The organism is Mesorhizobium loti CJ3sym, from assembly GCF_000472785.1.
Classification (GTDB): Bacteria; Pseudomonadota; Alphaproteobacteria; order Rhizobiales; family Rhizobiaceae; genus Mesorhizobium; species Mesorhizobium loti_E.
Genome location: NZ_AXAL01000031.1, coordinates 1 through 19,988 on the forward strand (window position 1 = coordinate 1; position 19,988 = coordinate 19,988).

The 19,988-nt window shown below is 63.6% G+C and carries 17 protein-coding genes; 2 read left to right on the forward strand and 15 right to left on the reverse strand.

Annotated features, from left to right (window positions below; all coding sequences use genetic code 11):
• Window positions 1–357: 357 nt before the first annotated feature.
• The 12 genes from A3A9_RS0131180 to A3A9_RS0131235 all read right to left on the reverse strand — a co-directional run bounded on the left by A3A9_RS0131180 (window position 358) and on the right by A3A9_RS0131235 (window position 13,480).
• A complete protein-coding gene (locus A3A9_RS0131180; protein ID WP_027062133.1) occupies window positions 358–1,038 on the reverse strand; it encodes a TetR/AcrR family transcriptional regulator in 681 nt (226 codons plus the stop codon).
• Window positions 1,039–1,084: 46 nt separating this feature from the next.
• Window positions 1,085–2,647, reverse strand: a complete 1,563-nt coding sequence (locus A3A9_RS0131185) for an ABC transporter substrate-binding protein (RefSeq protein WP_027062134.1) — start codon at window positions 2,645–2,647, stop codon at window positions 1,085–1,087.
• 1 nt (window position 2,648) lies between these two features.
• Entirely contained in the window at window positions 2,649–3,677 is a 1,029-nt protein-coding gene (locus A3A9_RS0131190; protein ID WP_027062135.1) for an oligopeptide/dipeptide ABC transporter ATP-binding protein, read from the reverse strand.
• Window positions 3,674–4,639 (reverse strand): ABC transporter ATP-binding protein, encoded by a 966-nt coding sequence (locus A3A9_RS0131195; RefSeq protein WP_027062136.1) that lies wholly within the window; start codon window positions 4,637–4,639, stop codon window positions 3,674–3,676. The genes A3A9_RS0131190 and A3A9_RS0131195 overlap by 4 nt, the downstream gene beginning before the upstream one ends.
• Window positions 4,636–5,523 carry an ABC transporter permease gene (locus tag A3A9_RS0131200; RefSeq protein WP_051371303.1) on the reverse strand — a complete coding sequence of 296 codons (888 nt, stop codon included), beginning with the start codon at window positions 5,521–5,523 and terminating at the stop codon, window positions 4,636–4,638. Before A3A9_RS0131200 ends, A3A9_RS0131195 begins: the two co-directional genes overlap by 4 nt.
• Entirely contained in the window at window positions 5,507–6,457 is a 951-nt protein-coding gene (locus A3A9_RS0131205; protein WP_027062138.1) for an ABC transporter permease, read from the reverse strand. Before A3A9_RS0131205 ends, A3A9_RS0131200 begins: the two co-directional genes overlap by 17 nt.
• 18 nt (window positions 6,458–6,475) lie before the next feature.
• Window positions 6,476–8,485 carry a CocE/NonD family hydrolase gene (locus A3A9_RS0131210; RefSeq protein ID WP_027062139.1) on the reverse strand — a complete coding sequence of 670 codons (2,010 nt, stop codon included), beginning with the start codon at window positions 8,483–8,485 and terminating at the stop codon, window positions 6,476–6,478.
• Window positions 8,486–8,872: 387 nt separating this feature from the next.
• The gene (locus A3A9_RS0131215) at window positions 8,873–9,325 is read right to left on the reverse strand and encodes a GNAT family N-acetyltransferase (RefSeq protein WP_027062140.1); all 453 of its coding nucleotides are present in this window, start codon (window positions 9,323–9,325) and stop codon (window positions 8,873–8,875) included.
• A 110-nt stretch (window positions 9,326–9,435) separates the two neighbouring features.
• The gene (locus tag A3A9_RS0131220; protein WP_027062141.1) at window positions 9,436–10,245 is read right to left on the reverse strand and encodes an ABC transporter permease; all 810 of its coding nucleotides are present in this window, start codon (window positions 10,243–10,245) and stop codon (window positions 9,436–9,438) included.
• Window positions 10,246–10,252: 7 nt separating this feature from the next.
• On the reverse strand, window positions 10,253–11,137 hold the full coding sequence (locus tag A3A9_RS0131225) for an ABC transporter permease (RefSeq protein WP_027030421.1): 885 nt from the start codon (window positions 11,135–11,137) through the stop codon (window positions 10,253–10,255).
• Window positions 11,134–12,234 carry an ABC transporter ATP-binding protein gene (locus tag A3A9_RS0131230; RefSeq protein WP_027062142.1) on the reverse strand — a complete coding sequence of 367 codons (1,101 nt, stop codon included), beginning with the start codon at window positions 12,232–12,234 and terminating at the stop codon, window positions 11,134–11,136. The genes A3A9_RS0131225 and A3A9_RS0131230 overlap by 4 nt, the downstream gene beginning before the upstream one ends.
• 109 nt (window positions 12,235–12,343) lie before the next feature.
• The gene (locus tag A3A9_RS0131235) at window positions 12,344–13,480 is read right to left on the reverse strand and encodes an extracellular solute-binding protein (protein ID WP_033838910.1); all 1,137 of its coding nucleotides are present in this window, start codon (window positions 13,478–13,480) and stop codon (window positions 12,344–12,346) included.
• Window positions 13,481–13,764: 284 nt separating this feature from the next.
• Here A3A9_RS0131235 and A3A9_RS44340 point away from each other — a divergent pair, with 284 nt between their 5' ends.
• Window positions 13,765–13,956 carry a hypothetical protein gene (locus A3A9_RS44340; RefSeq protein WP_152536215.1) on the forward strand — a complete coding sequence of 64 codons (192 nt, stop codon included), beginning with the start codon at window positions 13,765–13,767 and terminating at the stop codon, window positions 13,954–13,956.
• Here A3A9_RS44340 and A3A9_RS0131245 read toward each other — a convergent pair.
• On the reverse strand, window positions 13,932–15,035 hold the full coding sequence (locus tag A3A9_RS0131245) for a mandelate racemase/muconate lactonizing enzyme family protein (protein WP_027062144.1): 1,104 nt from the start codon (window positions 15,033–15,035) through the stop codon (window positions 13,932–13,934). The genes A3A9_RS44340 and A3A9_RS0131245 overlap by 25 nt on opposite strands.
• A gap of 118 nt (window positions 15,036–15,153) precedes the next feature.
• Here A3A9_RS0131245 and A3A9_RS39850 point away from each other — a divergent pair, with 118 nt between their 5' ends.
• The gene (locus tag A3A9_RS39850) at window positions 15,154–16,689 is read left to right on the forward strand and encodes a PLP-dependent aminotransferase family protein (RefSeq protein ID WP_051371306.1); all 1,536 of its coding nucleotides are present in this window, start codon (window positions 15,154–15,156) and stop codon (window positions 16,687–16,689) included.
• Here A3A9_RS39850 and A3A9_RS0131255 read toward each other — a convergent pair.
• Both A3A9_RS0131255 and A3A9_RS0131260 read right to left on the reverse strand, forming a co-directional pair.
• Complete coding sequence (locus A3A9_RS0131255; RefSeq protein WP_027062145.1) at window positions 16,640–18,256, reverse strand: GMC family oxidoreductase; 1,617 nt, start codon at window positions 18,254–18,256, stop codon at window positions 16,640–16,642. The genes A3A9_RS39850 and A3A9_RS0131255 overlap by 50 nt on opposite strands.
• 175 nt (window positions 18,257–18,431) lie before the next feature.
• Entirely contained in the window at window positions 18,432–19,949 is a 1,518-nt protein-coding gene (locus A3A9_RS0131260; RefSeq protein ID WP_027062146.1) for a carboxypeptidase M32, read from the reverse strand.
• Window positions 19,950–19,988 lie beyond the last annotated feature (39 nt).

Consider the following 19,988-nt stretch of genomic DNA (forward strand, 5'->3'; position numbering starts at 1 on the left):
CGCGATCAGCTTGTGCCCGCAGGTCCGGCCGATCCCGAAGCGACGGCACAGCGCACTCACATTCGCACCCGGCGCCAGCGCCAGGCGCACAAATTCTTCCTTCTGGTTCATCACGCTCCTGGCCTCGAATGGCAACACGAACCTCCCCGCGCAAAGCGCACGAAACTGTTCGCGATGTCTTCGCACACCTGTTCGCGATGTCTCCGGTCCAAACAGGGGGAGATCGGATGTCACCTTGGCCTTCGCCAATCGTCGACGTTGAAAGAGGAGATGGGACCGCGAAGCTGCCAATCTCACCCCCAAGTGGGGGAGATGTCCGGCAGGACAGAGGGGGGGCCTCGCGCCGACCTGCAATCGTTATCCGCCCCGCAAAGGCCCCACCTGTCCCTCGAGCATCTCGAACCCCGCCGCCTCCGCACCCTGCGGCGTCACCACGCTTTCATCAAGGCACCATTCGAGCCATAGCCCGTCGACCAGCGCGATGAAATTGCGCGCCAGCGCCGGAGCATCGACTTGCCGGCCGCGCGGCACCGCGACCGCGGCGATGTCCTCGGCAAGCTCCGCCCGGTAGGCGTCGTAAAGTTCACGGTGCGCCGCCTTGAGCCGCGGGTTGACGGCGATCTCGCCCCACAGCGACAGCCAGATCAGCAGGTTCTCGCGGCTGAAATACTCCGGTGAAAAATTGGAATGCACCAGGGCGGCAAGGGCGGCCTGCGGCGACCAGTCTGACGTTTCGGCGCGGCGGCGTTTGGCTTCGGCGATCTGGTTGTTGACGCTGGCATAGAGCGAGGATTTGTAGACCTCGACCAGCAAGCCATCGAGGCTTTCGAAGTGATGGTTGATGAGGCCGCGCGAGACGCCAGCCTCCTTGCAGATGCGATCAATGGTGAAGGCGCCGATGCCGCCGACCGACAGGCAGCGCGTCGCCGCCTCGATCAGCATGGAGCGGCGCACGTCAGCCTGTTCGCGGCTGAAGCGCGGCGGAGCCTTCTTCGCGCCGCGCTTCCTTTTTGCACCGTCTGGTTGGGCTTCCGTCATGGACCCCAGCTAATCGATTATGCCCTTCCTGTCCATGAAAGCGCGTTCACGCCTTCTTCTTGAACAGCACCGGATTGGGGTGGCCGTCCGGATAGATAACCGGCTCGAAAGCGGTCTTGTGGATGGCGACCAGCGGCTGGTGGCAGAGGAAGACGAAGCCGCCAGACTGCTCCATCAAATCCTCCATGCGGTTGGACAAGGCGATGCGCTTGGCCTCGTCGCTTTCCGCCACCAATTGCTGGTAGCTGGTCTCAAACTCAGCACTATCGAAGCCGGACCAGTTGTAGGCGCCGATCTGGTCGGGGCGGAACCAGACCAGATTTTCTGACGGGTCGATGCCGCCGGCAAAGTCCATCAACGCCAGGTCGATGTTCTTGTAGCCATCGCCTTGCGTCTTGTCGCCGACGCCCCAGAAAGCGGCCTCGTCATAAGGCTGGATTTCGACGTTGATGCCGGCCTGTTCGAGACTGGCCTGGATGATCTGCGCGGTTGCGGTGCGAATGGAATCGTTCATCACCGTCAAGGTCAGCGACAGGTCGCCGACACCTGCTTCCTTGAGCAACGCGATCGACTTCTCATAGTCGGGCGCAGCGATCAGATTGGTGGCACGCGCGAATTTGGTGCTGGGCTGGACGACACCGGTCGAACGCTTGGTGAGGTCGTCATAGACGCCGGTGAGGATCTGTCCGACATCGACGCCATACTGCACCGCCTGGCGGACTTTCAGGTCCTTGAGCCGCGGGCTCAGCATGTTGATGGTCAGCCAGACATAGCGTGTCGACTGCGCCTCGATCAGGGTCGTGTCGGCGGGTGGGCTCGCCTTGACCGCTTTGGTCGCCGAAATGGCGATCTTGGTGTAGTCGAAGGCGTCGGCCTCATAGGCGAGCTGGGCTGCCTGATCGTCCGACACGACATAAATCTCGACCTTTGAGAAATCCGGCTTCGGACCCGGCCAGTCAGGATTGGCCGTCAGCGTCACCTTCTGCTTCTGCTGCCAGTCGCTGAAGAGATAGGGACCGCAGGTCGCCGGCGGCTGCGTGGTGAACTTGCCGCCGGCCTTCTCGGTGCCGGCGCGACTGATGATGTGGCCACCATAGTAAGGCAGGCTGGTGACGAAGATCGGCTGGTATGGTTCCTTGAGATGGATGATGCCGGACCTGGCATCGACGACCTCGACGCGGTCAAGCTTTTCGAACTGGTAGGCCCACGGCGATGCCAGCGCCTTGTCGGCGATGCGCTCGAACGAGAACTTCACGTCATCTGATGTGACCGCGCCGAAACCACCAGACCATTTCAGCCCGTCGATCAGCGTGAAGGCGATGGTCTTGGGGTCTTTCTGTTCGAGTTTTTCGGCGCCCCACAGCGACCAGGGCGAGCCTTTCCTGATGTCGCCGAAATGGTTGAGCGAGACGTAGATGCCGCGCATCATTACATCCTCGATGCCGCCATTCATGAAGGCTGGATCGAGGCACTGCAGATCACCCTCCATGCGGATACGCAACGTGTCGCCGGCAGCCGACCAGGCAAAGCCAGGCTTCATCGCCAGGCCGGCGCTCATCACCCCGGCCGCCTTCAGGAATGCACGTCTGTTGATGGACCATTCTGTCATGTCAATTTCCCCTTTGATTTATGGAAGCGCGTGAAAAGGCTTCCCGTTCTTGCCCGCCTGTCTCAAGCGGGAAATGGCAGCGCACCATCCGGTCGGCGCCCATCGGCCGATAGGCTGGCGCCTCGATCTTGCAACGGTCGCGCGCGATCGGGCAGCGCGTGTGGAACTCGCAGCCCGAAGGTCGCCGGAACACGCTCGGGATCTCGCCGGTGACGGCAGGGTTGTGGCTGCGGCGGCGCGGATCGGGGATCGGCTCTGACTGGATCAGCGTCGCCGTATAGGGATGCATCGGCGCGGAAAACACGTCCTGCGTCGGTCCGGTCTCGACCAGCCGGCCGAGATACATGATGGCCAGCCGGTCGCTGACATGGCGGATCATCGCCAGATTGTGGGTGACGATCATGGCAGCGAAGCCGAGCTCGCGCTTGAGCTCGCCGATGAGGTTGAGCACGTCACCCTGCACCGAGACATCGAGGCCGGCGGTCGGCTCGTCGGCGAGCAGCAGATGCGGCTTCATCGCCAGCGCCCGCGCGACACCGACGCGGCGCGCCTGGCCGCCCGAAAGCTCATGCGGAAAGCGGTCGACGAAGGACAAGGGCAAACCGACCAGCGCCAGCAGCGCCTTGGCGGCGGCGCGCCGGTCCGGCATCGGGATACCCTGGATGATCTGCGGCTCGGTCAGCAGCGCGCCGATGCGCAGGCGCGGGCTGAGCGAGGCGACCGGGTCCTGGAACATCATCGCCGAACGCCGGCGCATGGCGCGGAAATCGGCAGGCGTCGTAACATCCCTGCCCTCGAAAACGATGCGGCCGGCGGCGACTCGGATGAGGCCGAGGATGGTGCGCGCCAGCGTCGTCTTGCCCGAGCCAGATTCGCCGACCAGCCCGAGCGTCTCGCCTGGCATCAGCGACAGCGTCACGCCGTCGATGACGTTGAAGCCCGGCAACGGGAACGGATTGATCAGCCGGTTGAGCAGGCCACCCCTGGTGAAGCTCACGGAGAGGTCTTCGACGGCGAGCAGCGGGCTCATGGCGTCACCGCGTGGCAGCGCGCGACATGGGCGGCGGCGAGTTTCACCAGCGGCGGCGCGATTGCAGCGCATGGCGCGAAGGCGCGGTCGCAACGCGGTGCGTAAACGCATCCCGACGGCGGCTGGGTCAGGTTGGGCAAGGAGCCGGGAATGGTCGGCAGCCGGTCCAGCCGCTCATGGAAGCGGGCCGGATCGCAGGCGAGCAGCGCTTGGGTATAGGGGTGGCGCGCGTCGTGGAAGATGGCGTCGACCTCACCGCCTTCGACCACCTCGCCGGCATACATGACATAGACCCGGTCGCAGAGCTCGGCGATGACGCCGAGATGGTGCGAGACGACGATGATGATGCCGTTATATTCGCGACGCAGCTCGCGCAGCAGATGGATGATTTGCGCCTCCATGGTGACATCGAGCGCCGTCGTCGGCTCGTCGGCGATGAGCAGGCCGGGATCGGTCAACAGAGCAGCGGCGATGGCAACGCGCTGGCGCATGCCGCCGGAGAGTTCATGCGGATAGCTCTGCATGCGCCGTTCGGCGTCGGCGATGCCGACGCGGCCGAGCATGGCAGCGATGCGCGCCCGCTTCTGCGCCCGGCCAAGATCCTTGCGGTGGTGCTGGAAGTCGACGAGCTGGTCGCCGATGGTCAGCACCGGATTGAACGCCGTCATCGGATCCTGGCTGACCAGCGCGATCTCGTCACCGCGCAGCAGGCGCTGGCGGTGCGCGTCGAGCTTGGCCAGGTCGACACCGTTGTAACGGATCGACCCATCGACGCGGGCATTGGCCGGCAACAGATTGGCTAGAGCGGTGACCAGCGTGGACTTGCCGCAGCCGCTCTCGCCGACAATGCCGATGACCTCGCCGGGATGCGCCTCGATGTCGACATGGCGCAGCGCGTGCACCGCGCCATGCGGCGTCTCATAGCGGACGCTTAGATCGCTGGCGGCGAGCGAGCCGCTCATGCCGGCCTCCGCAACTGCAGGCGCGGGTCGAGATAGTCGCGCAGGCCCTCGCCGAGGAAGGTGAAGCCGAGCGTCGCCAGCACCAGCGGCAAGCCACCGAAAATGACCATGAAGGGCGCGGAACGGATCGAGGTGTAGCCATCATAGAGGATCGAGCCCCAGGACGGTGTCGGCGGCCGCACACCAAGGCCGAGGAAGCTCAGGCCGGCCTCGACCATGATGACGACCGGGATGTCCATCGACAAAAGGATGATCAGCGGTCCCACCACATTGGGCAGAAGATGGATGAAGATGATGCGCGCGGCACTGGCGTCGATCAGCCGCTCGGCCAGGATGTAATCACTGTTCTTCAGCGCCAGCGTCTGTGCCCGGATCAGCCGGGCATAGCTTGGAAACGAGGTCGCGGCGATGACGATGATCAGCGTGCCGGTGCCGGCGCCGAGCACGGTGATGATGGCGAGCGCGAACATGATCATCGGCAGCGAGTTCAGGCTGTCGAAGCTCAGCACCAGGATGGCGTCGAGCCAGCGCGGGCCGTAGCCGGCGATCAGGCCGAGCAGCAAGCCGATGGCGCCGGCAATCGCCACCGAAACCATGGCGATGGTGAGTGCGGTACGCGCACCATAGATGACGCGCGACAGGAGATCGCGGCCGAGATGATCGGTGCCGAACCAATGCTCCATCGATGGCGGCTGCAGCTTGTGCAGCACGTCGATCTTGACCGGCGAATAGGGCGCCAGAAACGGCGCGAAGATCGCGGTGACGAGGAAACCGGTGACCAGGATCAGCGCCACGCAGGTGAACGGATCGGCAAGCAGTGCGCGCAGCAGCGGAAACCGTTGTCGGTCCGGAACGGACAACGAGGCATCAGCCACGGAAGACATCGCGCACCCTCGGGTCGAGCCGCGCGATCAACAGATCGGCGGCAATGGTGATGGAGACATAGATGGCGGTCATAATCAGCACCGTGCCCATGACGACCGGATAGTTGCGGGTGTTGACGGCGTCGGTGATCAGCTTGCCGATGCCGGGCCGGGCAAACACCGCCTCGACGAAGACGGCGCTGGACAGGATGCTGCCAAGTCCGACAGCGACCAGCGAGATGGTCGGGATGATGGCGATGCGCAGCGCGTATTTCGAGACGATCTTCCACTCCGGCAAGCCAAACGAGCGTGCGGTGCGGATGTGCGGTTCGCCCATCACCTCCATCATCGAGGCACGCACCATGCGGGCGATGTAGCCGATCCAGCCAAGCGCGATGGCCGCGGCCGGCATCACCAGCGCCTTGGCCTGGCTGACGAAGTCCCCGGCCTCGCCGGCGCCGATGGCCGGCAACCAGCGTAGCGTGACGGCGAACAGCAGCAGCGAATAGATGGCGACGACGAAGGACGGCACGGCAATGACGCCGACCGAGAGCACGCCGATGACGGCATCGGCTGCCGTGCCGCGCCGCATCACCGACAGGCAACCGAGCGGCACGCCGATGAGGAGCGCGACGGTAAGCGCCGTCAGCCCAAGGATCAGCGTGTTCGGCAGCGCTTCCAGCACCAGGGTCGAGACGGGCCGGTTCGACCAGACGTCGTAGCCGAGATTGCCGGTCAGCGCGTTGCGGAAGAATTCGATGATCTGCCACCACACCGGCTGGTCGAGACCCATGCGCTCGATCAGCAGCCGCTTCAGTTCCGGCGTGGCGCGCGGACCCAGTGCCACGGTTGCTGGATCGCCGGGAACCAGGAAGACCGCTGCATACATGGCGATCATGACGAGGACGAGGATCAGGAGGCCGAGACCAATGCGCTTCACTGCATATGCGAGCATGGTCTGTCTCCCCTCTCCTCAGGCGAAATCGCGCCTGATGCGCCGGCTTGCCGAGGCGCTGTGGACAAGCGTGCCCCGTTCTCGCGCCTCGAGCCGCCAACTCAGGTTGAAATGCGTTTCGTCGGATGTCAGCTCAGTCACGGCGACTGCCTCAGTGTCGGCATCGCCGCTGGCAATCGCCCAGCGATATTCGGTGACCAGTTTCGCCGACAACGGATCGTCGGCACGGATGCTCATCGTATCGCTGTTGGCCGAAGACACAGTGATGGCGCGATCGTCATAGCGCCGGCGTCCATGGTCTGAACTCAGCGCGATGGTCTGCACGCTCGAGCCGACACCCTCGGTGACGATGCGGCGGTCGAAGCCCTCGTCCAGCGTCGTGGTCGGAACCGGCGGCGCGGTTTCGGCGGGCTCGAAGCGGACATCGCGGTCGCGGGGGGACGACGGGCGCACCGGCAGCATCACCGCGCTGTCGCCGGTTACGACCGACAGCGTCGACAAATGCGGCTGCGGCCACAGGATCGGCCAATGCTGGTTGGCCAGCGCCAGCCGGATCCGATGGCCCTTGGGTATGGTGCGGGCGAAATCGTTGAGCTTCAGCTTCACGCGAAACGGTGACCCTACTGGACACGGCGTCGGGTGCTCATGGCTGTCGCGATGGCTGAGGTTGAGCACACCATAGGTCATCAGCGCCGAAGTGCCGTCGGGATAGACATCGCAGAGCCGCACGGCGAGGTTGACATATGGCTGGTCGACGCTGACGAGCAGGTCGAGTTCGGGTGCGCCGAGCAAGGTCAGATCATCGCTCAGCACTGGCGTGTCGAAGCACAGCGCCATCCCGTCCTCGCGGCGCTGGTCGATGGGCATATCAGGACAGGAGCCGCCATAGCCGCCCCAGCGGCCGCAATCCCGGCCGGCGGTCGCCGGCGAGCAGACTGAAAGCGTCGCTCCCGGTGCGGGCTCGCTGCTCAACCCGCCGGCGTTCAGATGCAGTACACGGCGCTCGATGCGCGGCCACGGCCACTGATCCTCGGCGGCCCAACTGCCAGCATGATCCGGAAGGTAAAAAGGCTGCGGCCGCTCCTCGCCCGTCACCCAGACGCGGTAGAGCGGCTCGTTCATGATGCCGGTGTCTTCGCCGCGGAGCCAATGGCGCCACCAGCGCAGCGCCTCCTGCAGATAGCCGATCAGTGGTCCGGGCGCACCGCGACAGGGATAGGTATGCGACCACGGCCCAACAATGCCGAGCTTCGGCCCCGGCAGATGTTCGAGCAGGCGCGGGACGAAGTTGGAATAGCTGTCCTCCCAGCCGCAGACGGCCATGACGGCGCATTCGATCGCGGAATGATCCTCGCAGACGGACCCTTGCCGCCAGTACTCGTCGCGACGCTGATGCGCGAGCCACACTTCCGAAAGCGAGCTTGTCGCCGCAAGGCGGCTTTCCCACATGGCGCGCCAGGCATCGCCGACGATCTGCGGGTCGGGCGCCATCGCCTTCTTCACCAGCATGAAGTTCGACCACATCTCCTGCTCGGTCAGCAACGCGCCGCCCATATAATGGATGTCGTCGGCGTAGCGGTCGTCGGTGGCGCAGTTGGTGATGATGGCCTTCAGGGCCGGCGGCCGGCGCGCCGCGACCTGCAACGCGTTGAAGCCGCCCCAGGAAATGCCGGTCATGCCGACATTGCCGTTGCACCAGGGTTGGGCGGCGAGATGGGCGATGATCTCGCAGGCATCTTCCTGTTCGCGCGGCAGATATTCGTCGGCCAGATCGCCATCGGAATCGCCCGAGCCCCTGATATCGATGCGGGCGCAGGCGATGCCATGACCGGCAAGCCAGGGATGGATGTCGATGTCGCGGGCAACGGTGCCATCACGGCGGCGGTAAGGCACCATTTCGACGACCACGGGCACCTTGCCCTCGGTGCGCGGCCGCCACAGCGTCGCGGCAATACGGGTGCCGTCGGCCAGCCTGATCCACAGCGGATCGACGGTTTCGACGGCAAAGGGAAACTCGGTTCGTACCACGGCAGGTACCCGCAAATGCTCTTGTTGAACGTTCGTACAACAAGAGCATTTGCGGCGCAATCCCGCTTCGCTTTTTTGACGCTGAATATGATTTCGGGCGCTACCTCAGGCAACCCGGGTGCCTCAGGCAACCCGGGTGCCTCAGGCACCTGATACACAGGTCAAAAGATATCCCCTTCAACTGGACGAAAAGATCAGGCCTGTTCCAGGGCGAGACAAAAAAGCCGACACCTCCAGCAGAGGACTCCGGCCAAAAGGACCTCAAGCGGCAGAGGCACGGCAAGAAGCCAGCGAACCTCCAAAATGCTGTACTGATTATCTACTGCGGGACGGTGTTTTGGCGTCCGGCCATCCCTGCCCCGCCCGATGCCATTCCCGATGCCGATTTCAATCGAGCGCTTTGGTCATGTAGACCCGGCGCAGCCCCTTCTCCTCGCCCCGGTGCGTCTCGACATAACCAATGCGGGAATAGAGTGCGATGTTTTGCGTCATCTTCTCGTGCGTGTAGAGCCGGATCGATTTGTAGCCGGCGTCCCGCGCCGACTGCTCGGCGAACATCAACATCTTTCGGCCCAGGCCCGCCCCTTTTGCGGCGCGAATGACGGCAATGTTGTCCAGGAGCATGGCGTTCTCTTCGGGGATCAGCACGAGGACGCCTTTGATGATCCCGTCACTTTGCAGCACATGGACCCGCCGATCGCCGATCAGTGCGGCGTAGTCATCCAGCATTGGCCCGGGCTTTTGGCCAATGATGGGGATATAGTGAGAATAGGCGGCCTCGACGATCGCCTCGACAAAAGGCAGGTCGTCCTCGACAGCGATGCGGAGCCCATCGGTCACGTCACAGTCCTCATCGTGAATCGGTCAGGGAAAGGCTGCTCACGCCCGATATGGGGAGCCGTCAAGTTTTCGCTGAAGGTCGACAACAAACTTCGTCCCCCAACTCCGCGCTATTCGGCTGCCATGGCCGCGCGTTTCTCGGAACGCCGGCGAGAAATTTCATAGCAGATGGCGCAGGCGAGCGTCACGCTGATCAGGATCAGCGCCAGTGCATTGATGGTCGGCGTGATGCCGCTGCGCACCTTGGAGAACACATAGACGGTCAGCGTGTCGTAAGTTCCGCGCGTGAACAGCGTCGTGTTGAAATTCTCGATCGACTGAAAGAAAGCGATCGCCGCACCCGCGCCGATCGCCGGGTAGAGATGCGGCAGCAAGATGCGCCGTAGCACCTGCGCGTGGCTTGCCCCGAGGTCGAGCGCCGCCTCCTCCAGCTGCCGGTCAAAACTCTGCAGCCGGGCCAGCACCAGAAGCATGACAAAGGCGGCGATATAGGAGACCTGGCCGAGCACCGACAAATGCAGCCCGGCCGGAACCGAGAACTTGTTCCAGAACAGCAAGGTCGAGATACCGATCACGGCGCCGGGCGTCAGCACCGGCGCGACCATCAGGCCATAGAGGACCGAGCGTGCCGCGCCGGACAGGCTGTTGATCAGGATGGCGGCAGCGGTTCCGATGGGAATGGACAATCCGACGACGGCGAGCGCCACGAACAGCGTGTTGCGGAACGCGCCCCACAGGCGCCCGTCGTTCCACAGCTCGACGAACCAGCGATCGGTGAAGCCGACCCACGGATAGACGGACGGGAAGCGGGAATCGTTGAAGGCGGCACCGCCCATCACGACCAGCGGCAGCAGCATATAGAGCAGGAACACCACCATGTAGGCGTGGAACAGCCAATCGGATCGGCGCGCCTGGCTCATGACGGACTCATTTCGCGATGTCCGACAGCTTGACGCGGAACAGCCGCATCACCACCGAGACAAAGATCGTGCACAGCAGCAGCAGCATGAAGGCATAGGCCGAGCCGGTGTTCCAGTCCTGCGATTCGAACATCCATTGCTGGATGATCTCCGTGAACCACCGCGACGACGTGGATGCCAGCAGCGTCGGCACCAGGATCGAGCCGGCCGACAGCATGAACACCATCACCGACCCCGATGCGATGCCGGGCTTGGCGTGCGGCAGGATCACCCGCCAATGCGTTCGCCACCACGGCGACCCGAGATCTTCGGCGGCCTCGATCTGGTTGGTGTCGAGCGACTGGATGGCGTTGTAAAGCGGAAACAGCATGAACAGCACGTAGGTGTACACCAGGCCGATGATGACGCCGCGAAAGCCTGTAAGCCAGCGGATCGGCTGGTCGATGACACCGATACCGAGCAGCAGGATATTGAGCGGCCCCTTGAGCGCCAGGATGATGAACCAGGCAAACGACCGCAGCACCTCGCTGACCCACAACGGAACAAGGATGAGCAGGAACAGCGTCGGCAGCAGATTGCTGCGCGCCACCTTGGACAGATAGTAGGCGAGCGGATAGGCGATCACGAAGCAGAGAACCGTGACGACCGTGCTGTAGACGATCGTCCAGACGAACACCTGGATGTGGATCGGGCTGTGAAAGAAAGTCAGGTAGTTGTCGAAGCTGTAGAAATCCTTCGGCCCGCCAACTTCGGAAATCGGCAAATAGGGCCGGAACGAATTCTCGAACAGATAGAGGTCTGGCAACACCACCAGCGCCAGCAGCCAGAACGCCGTCAGCGCAGCGAACAGGATAGAAAGCACTGGTCCGTAGCGGCGCAGGAGATCGTTCATGGCGTGGCGTTCGCGGCCGGCGTCTCGTCGGCCAGAATAACGGCTCGCTCGGCGTCGAAGACCATGTGAAGCTTCTCGCCCGGCGACGGCACCGAGCCCTGGCCGTCGTTGCGGGCCTCGGCCACGAGAATGCCGCCATGCGCGTCGCGGGCCTGGATGCTGATGAAATTGCCCTCGAAGGCGACGTCGGCGATCTCGACGGCAATTGCGTTCTCGCCATTGACCGGCTTGGCTACGAGCCTGGCGTGCTCGGGCCTGACATAGAGCTTTGGATTGTGGGCAGTTCCCGCATCCGGCCCGATGGTCGCCTTGAACGTGCCGACGCTCGTCTCGAACTGCGCCATGTTGCTGGAGATGTTGCCGATCTTGCCGGCAAAGATGTTGTTTTCGCCGACGAACGACGCAACGAAGCCGTTGACCGGCTGGTTGTAGATGTCCTGCGGCGCGGACACTTGCTGCAGCCGGCCTTGCGACATCACGCCGACGCGGTCGGACATGGCCAACGCCTCGCCCTGGTCGTGGGTGATGTAGATGAAGGTCACGTTGGTGCGCTTCTGGATGGCGCGCAGCTCGGCACGCATGTGCTGCCTGAGTTTGAGGTCGAGCGCTGACAATGGCTCGTCGAGCAGCATCACCTTCGGCTCGACGGCAAGCGCACGCGCGATGGCGACGCGCTGCTTCTGCCCGCCCGAAAGCTGGCCGATCGTCTTGTCCGCGGCTCCCGGCAGGTCGACCAGGCGCAGCAGCTCTTCGGCCCTGTCGCGCCGCGCCTTCCTGTCGACGCCGCGTACTTCCAGCCCGAAGGCGATGTTTTCCCAGACCGGCATCAACGGAAACAGCGCGAGGTTCTGGAAGATCAGCGCGGTCGGCCGCTGGTTCGGGCGGATGTCGCGCATGTCCTGGCCACCGATGGTGATTTTCCCCTCGCTCGGCCTGATGAATCCGGAGACCATGCGAAGGATCGTCGTCTTGCCGCAGCCCGACGGACCCAGGAACGAGAAGAACTCACCCGGCTTTATGTGAACGGTTACGCGGTCGACGGCCCGAAAGGAACCGAAGTCCGCACATACGTTATCGAGATCGACGCCCGCGCTCATGCTGTGCGTAGTCTGCCCCAATTCAAGAGAAATATGCTAGTCCAGATTGCCGCAGTGCAGCAAAAAACCGCCGGACTCCGTCAGAATCCGGCGGTTTGTCGCGAACTGGCTAGGCCGCCTTGTACTTGTCGGCATACTCGCCGCGCAGCTTGATGAACCAGGCCTGCTGTTCCGGCCACCACCACAGCTTCTGCGTCGCGTCGCTCGGAAGCGCTGAGGTGTAGAACGCCTTCACCTCGGCGCTGGCCAGGTCGATCGCACCCTTGGCGACCGGGTTGGCCGAGAAAGCGGCAGCCCATCCTGCCGACCCTTCGGGCGTGGCGACCCATTTGGCGAATTCATGCGCCTGTTCGACGTTCTTGGCGTTGGACAGCAGGGCAAAACCCTGATTCCAGGCGAACGCGCCTTCCTTCGGCGCGATGTAGCCAAACCCGTCGGCACGCAGATTGTAGCCGGTGGAGTCCCAGTTGAGGCCGATCACCGCGCCGTTGGTGCGGTAGGCTGCCTGGGCTTCGTTTTCGCCCGACCAGAACTGGACGACATTCGACTTGGTCTTGACAGCCTCGGCGAGCGCGATGTCCCAAAGCTGCTTCATGGTGGCTTCGTCCTTGTAGCCGTCGAGCCATGGCTTCGGCAGCTTGCCTTCGCTATCGAGGTAGCGCCCCATGGCGGCCAGCGCCGAATGCGGGCGCAGGCAGACCTTGCCCACGAACTTCGGATCGAACAGGTCGCCAAGGCTTGCCTTGCCGTATTCGGTCGGCGCATCGGCCTTGGAATAGACGATCGCCTCGGTACCCCAGACGCTAAGCACGATCATGCGCTTGCCGCCGACCGTTGCCATCTCTCCCATCTTGCCGTCGGCCAGGCCGGGCAGATAGTTGTCGATATTCAGCTTGCTGACGTCCCAGCCCTGGGTGAGCCCGTTCGAAGCCCAGCCGCCGATGCGGTCGACGGTCGGCTCGGCGACATCGATCGCGCCGGTCTGCAGCGACAGCTTGGCCTGGGCAAACATTGCATCCTGGTCGGGCTGCTCGTTGAAGTTGACCTTGATCCCGGTCGCCTTTTCGAAGGCCGGGAAGACCTTGGCGGCGAGGTCGGGATAGCCCGCCCAGCCCATGAAATTCAACTCGCCGGATGAGGCGAGTGCTGCGCGCGAAATGAAAGCAGGAGCCGCGAGAGCGCCTGCGCCTACCGCCGTCACCTTCAACAAGGTGCGGCGGCTCACTGATGTGGTGAACCTGTTCAAGTCAATTCTCCCATTTTCCCAACGTTGATCGTTCACGTTTCGGCCGGCCGGCGTTTTCGGAAGCGGGATGTTCCCCTGAATTTTGTTTTCTTACCGGCACACCGAAACGATGCCGGGAGGCTTCCTTGCAAGCCGGCGCGGCTTGCCATCCGACAGTGTTAGGGCCTGCATTGTCCCAGGACACTGCCATTCTCAACAAAATGGCAGACCATTCGCCATCCGTCGAGTCGCTGAAATGTCGGCGACCGAGATACCCGCGCCGCGGATGTGGCCGGGGCCGTCATATGATCGTGACCGATTTGGTCTTGCATTGGCTGGCCAAGGCGATCACCCCCTTTTTCCGGCCGATGCCGGAGCGCCGATTGCGGCAGCCACAGCCTTCGTCGATGAAATGGCTGTCGGGCAAGCCGGCGAGCCGATCCAAAGATCGCGCCGCGCCAAGCATATCCCGTCAGCTCAGTTCGCTCTTCTGGTAGGCGGACTTGGCCAGCCACTCCGGGCAGATCTCGACGCCCCATCCAGGTTCGTCGGAGACGCAGACCTGCCCATCCTCGACGCCGTAGGGCGATTTCACGAAGAGGCCTTCCTGCCAGGGATAGTAGTCCGGACCCTCGATCGAGAATTCGAGATATTTGCCGGCGCCATCGATGGCACGCAGCAAGTGCATAGTGAACAACGTCACCAGCCCGAGATTGGCCGAGTGCGGCGTGACCGGCAGGCCGGCCGCCTTTGCCATCCTGCACACCCGCAAGGTACGGCTCATACCCCCAAGATAGAGGATATCCGGCTGGACGATGTCGACGGCGCGCATCTCGATCATGCGCCGCCAGGTAGCGATCTCGCAATCTTGCTCGCCGCCGGTGACGGCGACGTCCAATGCGTCCGCCACCTCCTTGGTCTGCTCGAGCTCCCAGTACAGGCACGGCTCCTCGAAATGCTCGATGCCGTTATCGGCAAGGATGGAGCCGACCTCGATCGCCCGCGCCGGCGAAAAGCCGCTGTTGGCGTCGACGAGAAGGGACGCCGACGTGCCAAGCGCCTTGCGGATCGTCGGCACGATCTGCTCCGTGCGGCCGGGCCATTCGTCGACATCGTGACCATACTCGGCCGCGACGCGAAACTTGAACGCATCGAAACCGAACTCGCCCTGCAGCTGCTTGAAACGCCTGGCTTCGGCGTCCGGCGTGATATCGCGCTTCATGGAGGAGGCATAGGCCCGCAGCTTGCCCGGCGTGCCGCCGAGAAGCTCGACCACTGGCTTGCCGGCCTGTTTGCCACGGCAATCCCAGATCGCCGTGTCGAGCCCGCCCAGCGCGCGCTTCATGTACGAGCCGGGGAATTTGTGCTCGCGCTCGATCACCTTGTCGGTGAGCGCATCGACATCGTCGAACTCGACGCCGAGCACCCACGGCGCGACCTGGCGGTGCAGCACCGCCGAAGTTATGTCGGAGTGGTAGGTCGATACCTGGCCAATGCCCTGACCACCGTCGGCGGTGGTTATGCGAACGAAACCGATGTCGCGGGTCGTGAAAGTCTCGATGCAGTCGATACGCATATGGCCAGTCCGGTCGATCTCGATACAGAGGTCTATCAACCTGACGGACCGCGCGTATAAGGTCCATTATCGAAAAATGCGCGAGCCGATATAGCTCGCCATCGATGGAGCGAGCGACATGGTCAAGCGGTCAGGGGGCGAATTGCTGTTTGCGATCGCCATCGATCGCAGCTCGACACGGTCGATCACCGCGCAGGTTTACAGCGCGGTGAAGCAGATGATCGTCTCAGGCGATCTGGCGGTCGGAAAGCGTCTGCCATCCAGCCGCACCTTTGCCAGGGAACTCGCCGTGTCGCGCACAACGGCGATCGCCGTGTTCGAACGGCTGGCGGCTGAAGGCCTGATCGTGTCGCACACGGGCTCGGGCTCGTTCGTGTCGGAGGTGGCGGAGGCCCAGCGCCCCCGCGCCACGGTTACGGTGGGCAACGAACGCGCGGCCACGACAAAGCTGGCGGACCTTATCGCCGAAGCTTCGCCGCGCTTCCTGCAGCGTCTGTCGCACCCGCAGAAGCCACGCGCCTTCGTCACCGGAATGCCGGCGTTCGACGCGTTTCCGCTGGCCATCTGGTCGCGGCTGTCGGCCAAGCACTGGCGCCAGCCGCGCGACCTGATCATGGGCTACTCCGACCCGAACGGCTTGCCGCAGCTTCGGCAGGCGATCGCCGAGCATCTGCGCGCCAGCCGCGGTGTGGTCTGCGAGGCCGAGCAAATCTTCATCGTCAACGGCGCACAGCAGGCATTCGACCTGATCGGCCGCGTGCTGCTCAATCGCGGCGATGCGGTGTGGTTCGAGAACCCCGGCGCGATCGGCGCGCGCAACTCGCTGATCGCCTGCGGCGCCACGATGGTTCCGGTTCCGGTCGATGCCGAAGGCCTGTCCGTGGAGGCGGGACTGAGCAAGGCGCCAGACTTCCGCCTGGCGTTCGTGACGCCGTCGCACCAGCACCCTTTGGGCGTGGAGATGAGCCTGCGGCGTAGAGCCCACCTGTTGCGCGCCGTCAACGATCGCGATGCCTGGATCATCGAGGACGACTATGATGGTGAATTCCGTTACGATGGCCGGCCGTTGCCGACGCTGAAGAGCGCCGACAATGCCGAGCGCGTGATCTATGTCGGCACGTTCTCCAAGTCGATGTTCCCGTCGCTGCGGCTCGGCTTCTATGTCGCCCCAAGGCCGCTGGTCGCGGTATTTCAGAGAGTTTCCGGTGCCTTCCTCCAAGGGGTCCCGTCGAGCGTCCAGGCGGTGATGGCGGCCTTCATCAATGAGGGACATTTCTCGACTCACCTTCGCCGCATGCGCGATATCTATCGGGAAAGGCATGAGGTTTTCCACGACGCGGCCGACCGGCTGCTCGGCGGCCTGCTCGACACCGCGCGGTCCAACGCCGGGTTTCACGTCGTCGCGCGGTTTGCCCAACCGGGGCACCAGGAAGATGCGGTGCAGACAGCAGCGGAAGCCGCCGGTGTCCTCGTCTCCACGATCGGACGATTTTGCATCGACCCCGTCGCCGATCAGGGTCTCGTGCTCGGCGTCAGCGCCATCGACCCGCGCAGCATCCGCAAGGGGGTCGAGTTGCTGGCCAGCGTGCTGGAGCAGTCATCGATCAGGCGTGGTCTTCAAGCACCATCGCAGCACCCTTCTCCGCCACCATGAACGTCGGCGCGTTGGTGTTGCCCGATGTCACTTGGGGGAATACCGAAGCGTCGATCACCCGCAGTCCCGACAGACCGTGGACCTTGAGGCGATGGTCGACGACCGAAGACTGCGGATCCGGGCCCATGCGGCAGGTGCAGGATGCGTGGAAAATGCTGCCCGAGCGGCGGCGAATGTCGTCGGACAGTTCCTCGTCGGTCGTCACTGCAACGCCGGGTTTGAGCTCTTCCTCGATCAGCTCCGCCATCGCCGGCTGCGCCGCGATTTTGCGTATCAGCCGCACACCCGCCAGCATTTCCGCCATATCCGCTGGGTGGGAGAGATAGTTGGGGTCGATGATCGGGGCGGCATCTGGATCGGCCGAGGCGATGCGAATGCTGCCTTGGCTCCTTGGCCGGCAGTGCGAAATACCGATGAAAAAGCCGGGGAACGGGTCGGGCAGGGTCAGGCGCCGGACGCCCGGTGTCGGTTTGCTGTAGCTGACCGGAGAGAAGTAGAGCTGGGTGTCGACATAGTCGCGCGCGGGATCTGAACGGACGAAGCCGCCGGCCTGGTTGACGCTGAGTGACAGCGGCCCGTCGCGGAACGCAAGATAACGCATGCCCAGCATCAGGCGGCCGGTCCACGACCGCAATTGACCGTTCAATGTCGGTTTGCGCGAGCGATAGAGATAATCGACACCGAGGTGGTCCTGCAGATGCTCGCCGACCGCCGGCAGATCGTGGACGACAGGGATGCCCAGCGTTCGAAGCATCTCGCCCGCGCCAACGCCCGAGCGCTGGATCAGGGTTGGCGAACCGACCGCCCCCGCCGAGAGGATCACCTCGCGACGTGCCCTGGCCGTGTGTTTCGTGGCGCCCGTGGAATAGTCGACGCCGATGACCTTGCGACCGTCGAAAACAAGCCTGGCAGCCACTGCGCCGGCCACAAGCTGGAGATTGTCGCGTTTCAATGCAGGGTGAAGGAATGCGGTCGCCGCGGACGCCCGCATGCCATTGCGTGTCGTGATCTGGTAGATGGCGACACCTTCCTGCTGACGGCCGTTGTAATCCGGCGTCGCTGCAAAGCCTGCCTGCTCTGCCGCGGCAAGAAAGCCGTGGCTCATGGGATGCACGCCGCCGGCCATGTCGATGACGTCAAGCGCCCCGTCGGTCCCGCGCTCGACGCTCGCCTTGCCATGAAATCTTTCGAACGATTTGAAGTGGGGCAGAACATCATCCCAGCCCCAGCCGGGGTTGCCGGCATCGCGCCAATCGTCGAAATCGCGCTGCTGTCCGCGCACGAAAACCATGGCGTTGATCGAACTCGAACCACCCAGCAGCTTGCCGCGCGGAAAGTAGATCCTGCGGCCGGCCAGGGCCTCCTGCGCGCCTGACCAGAACATCCAGTTGACGCGCGGATTGTAGAAGCTGTGGCCGTAGCCGATCGGCATGCGGACCATGAAGCGACGGTCACTACCGCCAGCTTCCAGCAAAAGCACGCGATGCTTTCCGGATTTCGTCAAACGGTCGGCGAGCAGGCAACCGGCGGTGCCGGCACCAACAATGATGAAGTCGAATTCCGCCAACGTCCGGTTGCTCCCTTGCAACCTCGGTCTACATCAGGAAAAGGCCGCGAAAAGTACCCATTGCGGCAAGACAGGCAGACCATTCCAGTCGCAGCGGCCGGAGAGATAGCGTCTGGGCTTGCGCCGAAGGCAGGTCAGCAGCGGCTCGACCACGCCTGAATCAGGATGACAGGCGCTATGCGTCAAGCTCGGCCACCTTGCGACGGAGATCGTCAATGTAGTCGTCGGTCCCTAGCACCTTGCCAGTTGCGGCCTTCAGGATTTCGGCTGGCGTCAGCGAGCGGCCGTGACGATGCACATTGTCGGCCAGCCACGTCCTCAGCGGCGCATAGTCGCCGGTCTCGAGCCCGCGCTCAATCCCAGGCACCTTGGTCGCCGCCTTGAAGAGCTGGGAGGACATGACGTTGCCCATCGTGTAGGTCGGGAAGGATCCGATCATGCCCGCCGACCAATGCACATCCTGCAAGACGCCCAGCGTGTCGGTCGGCACGTCAAGGCCAAGATAGCCGCGGATCTTGTCCGCCCAGATCGCTGGAAGGTCAGCGATGCGCAGGCTGCCGTCCATCAATCCGGCCTCGATCTCCGAACGCAGAATGATATGCAGGTCATAGGTGAGTTCGTCGGCCTCCACCCGGATCAGGCTAGGACGTGGCGCATTCACCGCCCGCCAGAAGTCGGCGACCGAGACGTCGGCGAGTTGGTCGGGAAACTCGGCTTGCAATGCCCCGAAATTCTGCTCCCAGAAGCGGCGGGAGCGGCCGACGCGGTTCTCCCACAGGCGGGACTGCGATTCATGCATGCCGAAGCTGGTGCCGCCGACCGCGTAGAGATTGACGAGGTCGGTCGTGAAGATCGAGCGGGTGAATGCGGGCGAAACGCCCTGCTCGTAGATGCCGTGGCCAGCTTCGTGCCAGACAGCAAAGAGGCCGCCTGGCAGCCAGTTCTCACGGAAGCGGCCAGTGATGCGTACGTCGCTACGCGTGAAGGAAATCTCGAAAGGATGAACCGTGTCGTCAAGCCGGCCGCGCTCGAAGTCGTACCCCATGCGGGCGGCCACTGCCTTGGAGAAGGCTTTCTGCCTTTCGATTGGATAGGTGCGCTCCAGAACATCGATGCGCGCAGGCGGCGCTTGCAGCGCAGCCTGAAGCAGCGGTCCGATCGCCAATTTCAGTTCGGCATACAAATCTTTGAGCTGCGCCCAGCTTATCTCGGGCTCGAAGGTGCTGCACGCCGCATCGTAGGGATGGTCGACATAGCCGACATGCTCGCAGATCTCGCGCTGCAGCGCGACGGTTCGCTCGAGCACCGGCGCGAAGGCCGCGAAATCGTTCTCGGCACGCGCCTTGATCCATGCCGCCTGGCCCTCGGTCCGCCGCTCTGCTGCTTCCTGGACCAGCCGTGCCGGGATGCGGCCGAGTGTGGCGATCGCGCCCGTCGCGTCATCGAGCGCACGCCTTCGAAGCTGCTCGTCGGGCATTCCCGTGAGTTCCAGGCGCGCGGCATCGAGCGCCTTGTGCATGGTATCGCCAGTAGCGATTTCGCGTGCGACCGTCGCCAGCGTGCCCAATTGCCTGCCGCGCGCCTCGGCAGCAAGCGAGGGCATCATGGTACGCGAATCCCAGACAAGCACGTTCACCGCGCACAAGATGTCGTTGACCTTGGCGACCTCGGCTTCGAATGCGGCGTAGCTCATCGGCGTCTCTTGGCCATTTGGGAAATTCGGTTCTTCAGC